11 protein-coding genes are annotated in these 12,171 nt (G+C 71.8%); 6 read left to right on the top strand and 5 right to left on the bottom strand.

The window, feature by feature from the left end:
- The first annotated feature begins 23 nt into the window (after positions 1-23).
- Together npdG and ACIBU0_RS15000 are read left to right on the top strand one after the other, a co-directional pair.
- Positions 24-749: an NADPH-dependent F420 reductase gene (gene npdG / locus ACIBU0_RS15005; RefSeq protein WP_398817226.1), complete on the top strand. Its 726-nt coding sequence runs from the start codon at positions 24-26 to the stop codon at positions 747-749.
- A gap of 4 nt (positions 750-753) precedes the next feature.
- Positions 754-990, top strand: coding sequence for a hypothetical protein (locus tag ACIBU0_RS15000; protein WP_398817223.1), 237 nt, complete (start codon positions 754-756; stop codon positions 988-990).
- On the opposite strand, the gene ACIBU0_RS14995 is transcribed toward ACIBU0_RS15000, so the two are convergent.
- Entirely contained in the window at positions 975-1,742 is a 768-nt protein-coding gene (locus ACIBU0_RS14995; protein ID WP_398817220.1) for a site-2 protease family protein, read from the bottom strand. The genes ACIBU0_RS15000 and ACIBU0_RS14995 overlap by 16 nt on opposite strands.
- Positions 1,743-1,845: 103 nt before the next feature.
- Between ACIBU0_RS14995 and ACIBU0_RS14990 the strand changes: the two genes are divergently transcribed.
- The gene (locus ACIBU0_RS14990; RefSeq protein WP_398817217.1) at positions 1,846-2,424 is read left to right on the top strand and encodes a DUF6578 domain-containing protein; all 579 of its coding nucleotides are present in this window, start codon (positions 1,846-1,848) and stop codon (positions 2,422-2,424) included.
- A gap of 60 nt (positions 2,425-2,484) precedes the next feature.
- Positions 2,485-5,883: an AfsR/SARP family transcriptional regulator gene (locus ACIBU0_RS14985; protein ID WP_398817214.1), complete on the top strand. Its 3,399-nt coding sequence runs from the start codon at positions 2,485-2,487 to the stop codon at positions 5,881-5,883.
- A gap of 29 nt (positions 5,884-5,912) precedes the next feature.
- On the opposite strand, the gene ACIBU0_RS14980 is transcribed toward ACIBU0_RS14985, so the two are convergent.
- From ACIBU0_RS14980 to panB, 4 genes are all read right to left on the bottom strand, one after another.
- On the bottom strand, positions 5,913-6,734 hold the full coding sequence (locus ACIBU0_RS14980; RefSeq protein WP_398817211.1) for an ABC transporter permease: 822 nt from the start codon (positions 6,732-6,734) through the stop codon (positions 5,913-5,915).
- Entirely contained in the window at positions 6,731-7,756 is a 1,026-nt protein-coding gene (locus ACIBU0_RS14975) for an ATP-binding cassette domain-containing protein (RefSeq protein WP_398817208.1), read from the bottom strand. The genes ACIBU0_RS14980 and ACIBU0_RS14975 overlap by 4 nt, the downstream gene beginning before the upstream one ends.
- A gap of 179 nt (positions 7,757-7,935) precedes the next feature.
- Entirely contained in the window at positions 7,936-8,505 is a 570-nt protein-coding gene (locus ACIBU0_RS14970) for a DinB family protein (protein ID WP_398817205.1), read from the bottom strand.
- A 160-nt stretch (positions 8,506-8,665) separates the two neighbouring features.
- Positions 8,666-9,541 carry a 3-methyl-2-oxobutanoate hydroxymethyltransferase gene (gene panB / locus ACIBU0_RS14965; RefSeq protein WP_398817202.1) on the bottom strand — a complete coding sequence of 292 codons (876 nt, stop codon included), beginning with the start codon at positions 9,539-9,541 and terminating at the stop codon, positions 8,666-8,668.
- A 202-nt stretch (positions 9,542-9,743) separates the two neighbouring features.
- On the opposite strand from panB, the gene ACIBU0_RS14960 reads away from it, so the two are divergent.
- Positions 9,744-11,333, top strand: coding sequence for an MFS transporter (locus tag ACIBU0_RS14960; RefSeq protein ID WP_398817199.1), 1,590 nt, complete (start codon positions 9,744-9,746; stop codon positions 11,331-11,333).
- Between the two features lie 107 nt (positions 11,334-11,440).
- Complete coding sequence (locus tag ACIBU0_RS14955; RefSeq protein ID WP_398817196.1) at positions 11,441-12,070, top strand: TetR/AcrR family transcriptional regulator; 630 nt, start codon at positions 11,441-11,443, stop codon at positions 12,068-12,070.
- Positions 12,071-12,171 lie beyond the last annotated feature (101 nt).

The following is a 12,171-nucleotide window of genomic DNA, read 5'->3' as shown; positions in this document are numbered from 1 at the left end:
CGGGGCGGACGTAAAGTCGGCCCATGACCTCTACCGACAGTGCACAGCAGCCCACCGACGCCCCCGCGAAGGCCCCGGCCAAGGACCCCTGGGACCTGCCCGACGTCTCCGGGCTCGTCGTCGGCGTGCTCGGCGGGACCGGGCCGCAGGGCAAGGGCCTCGCCTACCGGCTGGCGCGGGCCGGCCAGAAGGTGATCATCGGCTCGCGGGCCGCCGAGCGTGCCCGGGCCGCCGCCGAGGAGCTCGGGCACGGCATCGAGGGCGCCGACAACGCCGAGTGCGCGCGGCGCAGCGACATCGTGATCGTCGCCGTGCCGTGGGAGGGCCACGGCAAGACGCTGGAGTCCCTCCGCGAGGAGCTGGCCGGCAAGCTGGTCGTCGACTGTGTCAACCCGCTCGGCTTCGACAAGAAGGGCGCCTACGCGCTGAAGCCGGAGGAGGGCAGCGCCGCCGAGCAGGCCGCCGCCCTGCTGCCGGACTCCCGGGTGACGGCGGCCTTCCACCACCTGTCGGCGGTCCTGCTGCAGGACCCGGAGATCGACGAGATCGACACGGATGTGATGGTCCTCGGCGAGGTGCGGGCGGACGTCGAGATCGTCCAGGCCCTGGCCGGTCGCATCCCCGGCATGCGCGGCATCTTCGCGGGGCGGCTGCGCAACGCCCACCAGGTGGAGTCGCTGGTCGCGAACCTGATCTCGGTGAACCGGCGGTACAAGGCGCACGCCGGGCTCCGCGTCACGGACGTATGAGCCGATGGGGGACACTGGTCGGCACCAGCAGTGCAGCAGTGTCCCCCGACAGGAGCCGACCGATATGCCCCGTCTAGCCCTCTATGCCCTCGTCGTCTGCCTTCTCTCCGTGGCCGCGGCGATCGTCTCCTTCGCCCAGGGCAGTCTGCTGGGCATCGTGTGGGTGCTGCTGGCAGGGCTTTCGTCCAACATGTGCTGGTACTACGTGAAGCACAGGAAGGCCACCTACCAGAAGCGGTAGAGGTGCCAGCCGGACGCGGTCTCCACCTCGCTGACTCCGAGGCCGCGCAGGATCGCGTCGACGGCGCCGAAGAACACGCTGTTGACCTGCGGCAGCCACAGCAGCGCGAACACGAAGAGCAGGCCGAAGGGGGCGAACGGCTCCACCTGGCGCTTGATGTTCTGCGACAGCCAGGGCTCGATCACTCCGTAGCCGTCCAGGCCCGGAACCGGCAGGAAGTTCAGGATCGCGGCCGTGACCTGGAGCAGGGCCAGCAGGGCCAGGGCGAAGCGGAACTTCAGCGGCACACCGTCGAGGGCGTCCAGCCAGAACGGGGCCGTGCAGGCGAGCGCGAACAGGACGTTCGTCAGTGGACCGGCCGCCGAGATGAGACTGTGCCGCCAGCGCCCCTTGATCCGCCCGCGCTCGATGAAGACGGCGCCACCGGGCAGACCGATACCACCCATGATCAGGAACAGGACGGGCAGCACGATGCTCAGCAGCGCGTGCGTGTACTTCAGCGGGTTGAGCGTGAGATAGCCCTTCGCGCCCACCGAGATGTCGCCGCTGTGCAGGGCGGTACGCGCGTGTGCGTACTCGTGCAGACACAGGGACACGATCCACGCGGCGGTCACGAACAGGAACACGGCCACGCCGGGCTGCTCGGCGAAGCCGGTCCAGGTGGCCCAGCCCGTCACCGCCGTGACGGCCAGGATCCCGACGAAGACGGGGCTGACCCGCCGGTCGCTGCGGCGGCTGAGGGCGGTCGTCATGAGGAAGGGCTCCTGTGGGACGGGACGTCGGGCCTGCCCGACCGTAGCGGGCGCACCGGGAAAACGTCTCGCGGTGAGCGGTGGTTCCGTGGAGGGTGGAGGCATGGGGTTGTGGCATGTCTTCTACGAGGACTGGCAGATGGAGTGCTGCGGCACGCCGTTCGAGGTGGGCGACGAGGTGAGCTGGCCGCTGCTGTTCACGGACGCGGACGACGCGCTCGGCGGTGGCTGGGACGACGAGCTCTCCAAGGTCGCGGGACCGGTGGAGGACCTGGCGGACGGCGAGGACGGCTCGGTGCGGATCCTGCGGGACGGGTCGGGGCTCACGGTGGCCCTGGGCGGGGAGACCGGGGCCGGCGTCGGGCCGGGGGACCGGGTCCGGCTGGTCGGCCTCCTCGCGGTGGAGACGCACGGGGGCGAGTGGCCCGAGGTGAGCGGCCGCGTGCGGGCGGTGCGGGTGGTGACCCAGGAGTACGCGGAGACGCCGCCGGGGTCGCGGTCCTGGGAGCCGGTGCGCGGGCCCGGGGCGCGGACGCTGCGGTCGGTGGACGCGTGCCCGAAGTGGTTCGCCGACGGGATGCCGGGCGAGCGGGGGCGGCGGTCGGTGGAGGCGGGGGTGGTGGTGACGCTGGAGGTGCCGGACGGGGACGCGAGCCGCCACTCCTCGTCACGATCGTCGTGATGCGTCACGACGTCCCCATGTCACCCGACCCTGTGACCTTCCCCTGACCGACCGGAGAGAATGAACCCCGTGCGCTATCGCATCCTCGGCACCACCCAGGCTCTCCGGCCCGACGGAACCCCGGTTCCGGTGGGCGGTGCGCGGCTGCGCGCCCTGCTGACCGTGCTGGCGCTGCGGGGCGGACGTACCGTGCCGGTGAGTGTGCTGGTCGACGAGGTGTGGAACGGGGATGCGCCCGCCGACGCGGCGGGGGCCCTGCAGGCGCTCGTCGGCCGGCTTCGACGGGCGCTCGGCGCGGACGCGGTGCTGTCGGTGGAGGGCGGCTACCGCCTCGCGGCCACGCCCGACGACATCGACCTGCACCGCTTCGAACGCCTCGTCGGCGAGGGCACGCGCGCGCTGGCCGACGACGACCCCGCCAAGGCCGCCGTCGTCCTCGACGACGCTCTCGCCCTGTGGCACGGCCCCGCCCTCGCCGACCTCCCCGACCGCACCGCCGAGTCGGCCCGCTGGGGGACCCGGCGCCTCGACGCGCTGCGCACCCGGCACGCCGCCGCCCTCGCCCTCGGCCGCGCCGACGAGGCTCTCCCCGAGCTGACGGCCCTGTGCGACACCCACCCCCTGGACGAGCCCCTCCAGGCCCTGCGCCTGCGCGCCCTGCGCGACGCGGGCCGCACGGCGGAGGCCCTGGTCGCCTACGAGGACGTACGACAACTGCTGGCGGACCGGCTCGGTTCCGACCCGGGGCCGGAACTGCGCTCGCTGCACGGCGAGTTGCTCCGGCAGGATGAGGGCGTGCACGTCGGAGGGCCCGGCCCGCGTACGCGCGACGGACTCCACCCCACCCACGACGCCCCGCGCGCCGACCGCAACGGGCAGGCGGCACCTCGTCACCCCCGCGCGTCCGGCTCGTGGAGCGGCAAGTCCCCCGGCACCGGCCTCACCCCACCCCCGCCCACCGGCAACCTCCGCGCCCGCCTCACCTCTTTCGTCGGGCGGGAAGCGGACATCGAGGCCATCCGCGGGGACCTCGGTGCCGCCCGGCTCGTCACGCTGCTCGGCCCCGGCGGTGCCGGGAAGACACGGTTGTCGCAGGAGGCCGGCGAGAGGGTGCGGGACGCCGCCCCGGACGGGGTGTGGCTGGCCGAGCTCGCGCCGGTCGACGATCCGCAGGCCGTACCGGAGGCCGTGCTCACCGCCGTCGGCGCCCGCGAGACCGTGCTGTACGGCGCCGGGGCGGATGCCATGCGGGCCGGGTCCGAGCGGCACGACGACCCCGTGGAGCGGCTCGCCGAGCACTGCGGCAAGCGCCGCATGCTGCTGATCCTCGACAACTGCGAGCATGTCGTCGAGGCCGCCGCCCGCCTGGTGGAGGAGCTGCTGGAGCGCTGCCCGGAGCTGACGGTGCTCGCGACGAGTCGTGAACCCCTCGGCGTACCGGGGGAGTTGCTGCGGCCCGTGGAGCCGTTGCCGGAGCCGGTGGCGCTGAAGCTGCTCGCCGACCGGGGAGCCGCGGCGAGGCCCGGATTCCGGACCGAGGCCGATCCGGAGGCGTGCGCGGAGATCTGCCGGCGGCTCGACGGACTGCCCCTCGCCATCGAGCTCGCGGCCGCCCGCCTGCGCATGCTGACCCCGCGGCAGATCGCCGACCGGCTCGACGACCGCTTCCGGCTGCTCACCTCGGGCAGCCGTACCGTCCTGCCCCGCCAGCAGACCCTGCGCGCGGTCGTCGACTGGTCCTGGGAGCTGCTGGACGAGGCCGAACGGGACGTGCTGCAGCGGCTGTCGGTCTTCGCCGGCGGGTGTGATCTCGCAGCCGCCGAGGCCGTGTGCGGTCCGGGCGCCCTGGACGCGCTCGGCTCACTCGTCGACAAGTCCCTCGTGGTGGCGGCCCCTTCGGGCGACGGCGAGATGCGCTACCGGCTCCTGGAGACCGTGGCCGAGTACGCGGGCGAGCGGCTCGACGAGGCGGGACGGCGCGCGGAGGCCGAGCGCGCGCATATGACGTACTACCGCGAACTCGCCCGCACCACCGAGCCGTTGCTGCGCGGCGCCGGTCAACTCACCGCCATCCAGCGGCTGGAGCGCGAGAGCGAGAACGTCCGCGCCGCCCTGCACCACGCCGTCGCCCTGCGCGACGAGCAGGAGGCGATGTGCCTGGTGCTGTCGATGGGCTGGTACTGGCAGATGCGCGACCAGCGCATCGTCGCCCGCAACTGGTGCCGGGAGGTCCAGCAGCTCGGCCCCGACCCCTTCACCGAGCCGGTCCGGCCCGCCGCCCCGCTGTGGGAGCGCTGCACGGCCACGCCGCCGCCCTGGACGGGCGAGGTCCTCGCGGAGGCCCGCCGCGGTGTCCACCTGGTCCATCTCGCCTGCATGGACACGGAGCTGGACGCCTGGCAGACGCCTGAGAGAAAGCAGAAGCTGCGCGTCATCAGCGAGACGTACGCGCCCGGACTTCCGCAGGGCTGCCGGTTCCCCGGCTCCCTGTGGTTCTACGCCGTCCTGATGACCGGGGACATAGCGCGGGTCCGGGAGATCGTCGACGCCGCCGTCGACACCTGCCGCCGTGTGCCCGCATACGAGTGGGACCTCGCCGCCGGTCTGCAGATGCGGGCCAATCTGCTCGCCAACCGCACCGAGTGGAGCGGCGACGCCACCCGCGACGCCGATGAGTCGCTGGCCATCTACGGCCGCCTCGGTGATCTGTGGGGCACCGCGGAGGCGCTCGCCGCGCGCGCCGAGGCACGGGAGAAGAAAGGCGACTACCGCCTGGCCGCAGCCGACTACGAGGCCGCGATCGAACACGCCGAACGCCTCGGCGCCCATGCCCAGGCGGGCGTCCTCAGCGCCCGGCTCGGCAGCGTGCTCATCGAGGCGGGCGAGGCCGAGCAGGGTGAGCGGCTGCTGCGCGAGGTCATCGACGGTTCGAAGGGCGGGTACGACCAGGCGTTGCCCTTCGCCCGGCTCATACTGGCCGGCTGGTTCGGCGTGATCGGCCGGGTGCCCGAGGCGCGCGAACAACTCCGGTTGCTGCGCGAGCAGTTCAAGATCGCCCACTTCGTCGTCTTCGACGCCTACATCCTCGGCGCCGAGGCCTGGCTGGACGCGGTCGACGGCCACAGTGAAAGGTCCCTCGCCCTGATCCGGCGCGCCCTGGAACAGGCCGAGGACCCGCTGGCCGAGGCCCTGACCCCGCACATCCGCTCCGCGTTTCTGACCACGGCCGCGTACGCCCTCGCCGGCCTCCACGACGGTGGCCGGGGCCGCGACGCCGCCCGCTGCCTCGGCGCCGCCGACGCGGGGCTGCCGCCCGTGTACGTCGAGACGTTCCACGAGCGCGAGGTGCGCGACCGGACCCGGGAGCGCATCCGTGCCGTGCTGGGCGACGCGGCTTACGAGTCGGCGTACGCGGAGGGCGGCGCCCTCTCCGCGCGGGAGGCCGCCGCCCTGATCTGACGCGCACCGGCACGGACCGGGTCCGTACGTCAGCTCTTCGTCCGGAACTTGTGGATCGCGACCGGCGCCATCACCGCCGTGATGGCCACCGACCAGCCGAGCGTCACCCACAGGTCGTGCGCTACCGGCCCGCCCACCATCAGTCCGCGTGAGGCGTCCGCGAGCGTGGACAGCGGGTTGTAGTCGGTGAAGGCCTGCAGCCAGCCCGGCATCGAGGTCGTCGGCGCGAAGATCGACGAGCCGAACTGGAGCGGGAACAGCACCAGGAAGCCCATGGCCTGCACGGACTGCGCGCTCTTCATGATCACGCCGAGGGTGAGGAACACCCACATGATCGACGAGGCGAACGCCGTGGACAGGGCCACGGTCGCGAACAGACCGGCCCAGTTGTCGATGTCGAACCCGACGGCGACGGCGACGATCATCAGCACAGCGGTCGCGAACAGCATCCGCAGCAGCTCCACCGAGATCTTCGCGAAGAGCACCGAGCCGCGTCCGATCGGCAGGGACCGGAAGCGGTCCATGACACCGGAGTTGAAGTCCTGGCTGAAGCCGGTGCCGACGCCCTGGGACAGCGTCATGCTCATCATCGCGATCATGCCGGGGATCACGTACTGCACGTACTGGTCCTGTCCGCCGCCCAGCGCCTGCCCGATCGAGCCGCCGAAGACGAACACGAACAGCAGGGTGAAGATGACCGGCATCAGCAGCGCGTCGGCCATCGACTCGGGGTCCTGGCGGATCCACAGCAGGTTGCGGCGGACGAGGGCGCCGGTGTGCCGCAGGTGCCCGCGCAGCGGGATGCGGGCGTCGTCGGTGGGGGTGGGGGTGGAAAGAGTGGCGGCGCTCATACGGCGACCTCCTCGCGGGCGTCGGCGGGCACGGCGTCCTGCGGGGCACTGGCGCGGTGGCCGGTGAGGGACAGGAAGACCTCGTCCAGGCTGGGCAGTTCGGTGGTGATGGAGGCGAGCGTGATGCCGCGCGCGGTGACGGCGCCGACGATCGCGGTGAGCTGCTCGTCGCTGAGGACCGGGACGAGCAGGGTGCCGGTCTCGGTGTCCACGGTGGTGGTGGCGAGCCCGGTGATGCCGAGCTCGTCCAGGTATCCGGCGAGGGGCCGCAGCTGCAGGGCGTCGGCCGGCCGGACGCGCAGGGTCCGCCCGCCGACCTTGGCCTTGAGCTCCTCGATGCCGCCGCCCGCGATGACCTTGCCCCGGTCGACGACCGTCAGCTCGGTGGCGAGCTGCTCGGCCTCCTCCATGTACTGGGTGGTCAGCAGCACGGTCACGCCGTCGCCGACCATGGCCTTGACCTCGTCCCACACCTCGTTGCGGGTGCGCGGGTCGAGGCCGGTGGTCGGCTCGTCGAGGAACAGCACCGCGGGCCGGCCGATCATCGAGGCGGCCAGGTCGAGCCGCCGCCGCATACCGCCGGAGTAGGTCGAGGCGGGCCGCTTGGCCGCCTCGGTCAGGGAGAACCGCTCCAGCAGCTCGTCGGCACGCGTGCGTGCCTCCTTGCGGGGCAGATCGAGCAGCCGCCCGATGAGGTAGAGGTTCTCCCACCCGGGGAGCTTCTCGTCCACGGAGGCGTACTGCCCGGTCAGCCCGATCACCCGCCGCAGCTGCCGGGGCTGCCGGACGACGTCGTACCCGGCCACGGTGGCCCGTCCGGCGTCCGGCGCCAGCAGCGTGGACAGGATCCGCACCAGGGTGGTCTTCCCGGCGCCGTTCGGCCCGAGCACGCCCATGACGGTGCCCTCGCGCACCGTGAGGTCAACACCGTCCAGAGCCTTGGTCTCGCCGTAGTGCTTGACCAGTCCCCGCACGGATACGGCGCTGCTCACGCCGTCGGGGTTCTTGTCGATTCGCGTCATGCAGAGGACGGTGTCAGGACCCACCGACAAACGACCGACAGATCACCGACATGGCCTACAGGGCGCCGACACCGGTCGGTTCGGCAGCGCTCCAAAGGGGCGCGGGGAACTGCGCGACCAGCCACGACGGACCCGCAGACGACCGACGGCCGATGGCGGCTTTCCCGGCGGAGCGCTCGTCACTGGCCCGTCCGCCCGTCGACGCACTCGCGCAGCAGGTCCGCGTGCCCGCAGTGCCGGGCGTACTCCTCGACCCTGTGCACGAGCAGCTCGCGCACCGCGAAGCCCTCCTTGCCCAGGCGCTCGCCCAGATCCGGGTGCTCGGCGAGCGCGGCGTCGGTCGCCGCCTGTTCGCGCTCCAGGTCGGCGTACGCGGCGTCCACCACGGCCTGCTCGGCGACGGCGCCGAGGAAGTCCCCGTCGGGGTCGCCGTACAGCTTCGGCAGGGGGTCGCCCTCGGTGATCCAGTTGCGCCAGTCCCGCTCCGTCTCGGCGAGGTGCCGGATCAGGCCGAGCAGGGACATCGTGGAGGGCGGAACCGACCGGCGGGCCAGTTGCTCCGGATCCAGGCCCTCGCACTTCATCCGCAGGGTCATGCGGTAGTTCGTCAGGAAGTCCTGCAGCGTCGGGAGTTCGCCGTCCGGGCTGACTCCGTCGCTGTTGCGGGGGTCGTCGTCCGGGTCGACCCACATGTCGGGGTAGGTGGTCGCCTGGCTCCATCGTGCGGGTGCGTCAGTCATGCGGCTCATGCTCGTCCGGGAGGGACCGGGCCCGCCAGTGAGTTTCGGGAGCCCCGTCCGTGAGCTCCGGGAAAAGGGGCGCCCCGCCGACGGGGGAAGATCGGCGGGGCGCTGTGGTGCCGCAGTGGTTCAGGGGTGCCGGAACCCGGAAGGGGTCACCGGCAGGGGGTCAGTGGACCGAGTGCTCCTCCTGCGGGAACGTTCCGCCCACCACGTCCTCCGCGAACGCCTTCGCCGCGCTGCCCATGACCTCGCGGAGGTTCGCGTACTGCTTGACGAACTTGGGGACCCGGCCGCCGGTCAGGCCCAGCATGTCCGTCCAGACCAGCACCTGGGCGTCCGTCTCAGCACCGGCGCCGATCCCGACCGTCGGAATGTGCAGGACCCGCGTCACCTCGGCCGCCAGCTCCGCCGGCACCAGCTCCAGGACGACCGCGAACGCGCCCGCGTCCTGGACCGCCTTCGCGTCCCGCAGCAGCTGCGCGGCCGCCTCCTCGCCACGGCCCTGCACGCGGTATCCCATGGCGTTGACGGACTGCGGCGTCAGGCCGATGTGGGCCATGACCGGGATGCCGGACTCGACCAGCAGCTCGATCTGGCGGTGCGAGCGCTCACCGCCCTCCAGCTTCACGGCCCCGACCCCGGCCTCCTTCACCAGCCGGGTCGCCGAGCGCAGCGCCTGCACCGGGCCCTCCTGGTACGAGCCGAAGGGCAGGTCGCCGACGATCAGGGCGCGCGAGGTGCCCCGTACGACGGCCGCCGACAGCATGGTCATCTCGTCGAGCGTGACGGGCACGGTGGTGTCATAGCCGAGGTGACAGTTGCCCGCGGAGTCGCCGACGAGCATGACCGGGATGCCGGCCTCGTCGAACACGGACGCGGTCATCGCGTCGTACGCGGTGAGCATGGGCCACTTCTCGCCCCGCTCCTTGGCGAGCGCGATGTCACGGACGGTGATGCGGCGGGTGCCCTTCCCCCCGTACAGCGCCTTGCTGCCGTCGGAGGGCTTCGCCTGAGGCGTCTGGGCAGCCGAAAGCTGCGTCATGGAAACGGCTCCTTCACGTCATCTCGAGGCGCCCTGACGGCGTCCCCGGACCGTCTCCATGGTGGCACTTCGTGCCAGGGAGGGCCAGGCCTTCCCCTGTGAGTTCCGCCCCGGCACGCATCCCGCGTGCCGCGCGTAAGGTCTCGGCAAAAACTTACGATACGAGACGGTGCCGTATCGAAAATCGCCTACGCTCGACAGCATGACTTCTCCCGTCCCAGACACCGGCCGCCGGATACCGGAAGCGGTGCACCGGCGCCGCTGGGCGATCCTCGGCGTGCTGATGCTCAGCCTGCTGATCGTCGTCCTGGACAACTCGATCCTGAACGTCGCCATCAAGACCATCTCGACCCCGGCCCCGACCGGCCTGGGCACCACCCAGAGCGAGCTGGAGTGGGCGATCAACGCCTACACCCTCGTCTTCGCCGGCCTGCTGTTCACCGCCGGTCTGCTCGGTGACCGGCTCGGCCGCAAGAAGGTCCTGCTGGGCGGGCTCGTCGTGTTCGGCATCGGCTCCGCCCTCGCCGCGTTCTCCGGCTCGCCCGGCGAGCTCATCGCCTTCCGCGCGGTGATGGGCCTGGGCGCGGCATTCGTCATGCCGGCCACCCTCGCCGTCCTGATGAACGTCTTCGAGCGGGACGAGCAGCCGAAGGCCATCGGCATCTGGGCCGGCGGCGTCGGACTCGCCATCGCCATCGGTCCCATCACCGGCGGCGTCCTCCTCGACCACTTCTGGTGGGGCTCGGTCTTCCTCATCAACGTGCCGATCGTGCTCCTCGCGCTCGCGCTGATGCTGTGGCTGGTCCCGGACTCGCGCGATCCCAACCCCGGCCGCATCGACCCCGTCGGTGTCGTGCTCTCCGTGGTCGGCCTGGTCCTGCTCGTCTACGGCATCATCAAGGGCGGCCAGCTCGCCGACTTCACCGATACGACGGTCCTCGCGACCGTCGCCGCGGGGCTCGCCGTCCTCGTCGGCTTCGTCGTGTTCGAGAAGCGCAGCGACCATCCGTCCATCGACGTCACGTACTTCAAGAACAAGGTCTTCTCGGCCGCGATCGGCGTCATCGCGCTGGTCTTCTTCGCCCTCATGGGCGTGACCTTCTTCTCCGTCTTCTACACCCAGAGCGTGCGCGGCTATTCACCCCTGCAGACCGGCCTGCTGATGCTGCCGCTCGCCGCCGCCCAGATGATCTTCGCGCCGCGCGCCCGGCTCCTCGTCGACCGCTTCGGCAACAGGGCGACGACCACGGGCGCCATGCTGCTGATCGCCGCGACCCTGGCCGCGTTCGCCGCCTTCGAGGCGGACACGCCGATCTGGCTCCTGGAGCTGGTGTTCTTCCTCATGGGCGCGGCCATGGCGCACATCATGACCCCGCTGAGCGTCGTCATCATGCAGGCCCTGCCCCGCGAGAAGGCCGGCTCCGCCTCCGCCCTCAGCAACACCTTCCGCCAGGTCGGCGGCGCACTCGGGGTCGCCGTCCTGGGCTCGGTGATGTCGACCGTGTACCGGGGCGGCATCGAGGACAGGCTCACGGTGCTGCCGGAGGGCGTACGGCACACGGCGGGCGAATCCATCGAGGCCACGCTCGGCGTCGCGGCCCGGCTCGGGTCGCGCGGCGAGGCCCTCGTCGCTCCGGCCCACGACGCCTTCCTGCACGCCATGCACGTGACGGCGCTGTGGGGCGCGGGCGTCGCGGTGCTCGGCGCGGTGGTCGTGGCGCTGTGCCTGCCGGGGCGGCAGACGGCGCCTCAGGAAGGGGAGCCCGACCGGGAGTTCGCGGCCGCGGAGTAGGACACGCCCCGACACGCGCCCCGACACGCGCCTCGGGCACGCCGACGTCGTACACCACGTCGTACACCAGGGAGAATCAGCACAGCCCACCGAAAGGACCGAACCCAGTGAGCCTCGCCGACAGCCACCCCCGGCACGACGGCCCCACCCGGGGCCGCCCCCGCAGCGAGGCCGTGGAGCGGGCCATCATGGAAGGCATCCTGAAGCTGCTGGAGGACGGCGTTCCGCTCTCGGAGCTGTCCATCGAGCGCATCGCCCGTACCGCGGGCGTCGGCAAGGCCACCATCTACCGGCGCTGGCGCGGCAAGGAGGAGCTCTTCGTCGACGTCGTGCGCGCCGCCGAACCCCCGGACCCCGAACTGCCGGGAACCTCGGTGCGCGACGATCTCGTGGTGCTCATGGAGCAGTTGCGCCGACGCGGCCTGATGACCCGTTCGTCGGTGCTCCTGCACAACGTCATCGCCCAGATGAAGAGCACGCCGAAGGTCTGGGACGCCTATCACACGACCGTGGTCGAGCCGCGGCGCAGGAAGCAGCACGCGATCCTGCGCCGCGGACAGGAGAGCGGCGAACTGCGCGCCGACATCGACGTCGACGTGATGAACGACATGATCTTCGGCCCGATGCTGGTGCGTGCCGTCATGCGCCCGGACGCCGACCTTCCGGAGGGGCTCTCGGAGCAGATGGTCGACGCCGTCCTCGAAGGTCTACGGCCCGTCAGTTCGCGCCCCTCGTAGATCGCATGTGCGCGTTTCGTCACAGAGGGCGCTTTCCCGCGCCGCAACCGGAACTCCCGAAGGCGACTTGTACGTCCTCGCCCCCGTACGGCCGTCATGAG

This window comes from Streptomyces sp. NPDC049627 (assembly GCF_044465645.1).
In the GTDB taxonomy this organism is placed as follows: domain Bacteria; phylum Actinomycetota; class Actinomycetes; order Streptomycetales; family Streptomycetaceae; genus Streptomyces.
Note: the sequence above shows the minus strand (reverse complement) of the source record. Positions and strands in the feature narration are given on the sequence as shown.

Excerpts from the sequence above, each read along its gene's own strand:
- npdG (WP_398817226.1), top strand. The coding sequence starts at position 24 with ATGACCTCTACCGACAGTGCACAGCAGCCCACCGACGCCCCCGCGAAG.
- ACIBU0_RS15000 (WP_398817223.1), top strand. The coding sequence starts at position 754 with ATGGGGGACACTGGTCGGCACCAGCAGTGCAGCAGTGTCCCCCGACAG.
- ACIBU0_RS14995 (WP_398817220.1), bottom strand. The coding sequence starts at position 1,742 with ATGACGACCGCCCTCAGCCGCCGCAGCGACCGGCGGGTCAGCCCCGTC.
- ACIBU0_RS14990 (WP_398817217.1), top strand. The coding sequence starts at position 1,846 with ATGGGGTTGTGGCATGTCTTCTACGAGGACTGGCAGATGGAGTGCTGC.
- ACIBU0_RS14985 (WP_398817214.1), top strand. The coding sequence starts at position 2,485 with ATGAACCCCGTGCGCTATCGCATCCTCGGCACCACCCAGGCTCTCCGG.
- ACIBU0_RS14980 (WP_398817211.1), bottom strand. The coding sequence starts at position 6,734 with ATGAGCGCCGCCACTCTTTCCACCCCCACCCCCACCGACGACGCCCGC.
- ACIBU0_RS14975 (WP_398817208.1), bottom strand. The coding sequence starts at position 7,756 with ATGACGCGAATCGACAAGAACCCCGACGGCGTGAGCAGCGCCGTATCC.
- ACIBU0_RS14970 (WP_398817205.1), bottom strand. The coding sequence starts at position 8,505 with ATGAGCCGCATGACTGACGCACCCGCACGATGGAGCCAGGCGACCACC.
- panB (WP_398817202.1), bottom strand. The coding sequence starts at position 9,541 with ATGACGCAGCTTTCGGCTGCCCAGACGCCTCAGGCGAAGCCCTCCGAC.
- ACIBU0_RS14960 (WP_398817199.1), top strand. The coding sequence starts at position 9,744 with ATGACTTCTCCCGTCCCAGACACCGGCCGCCGGATACCGGAAGCGGTG.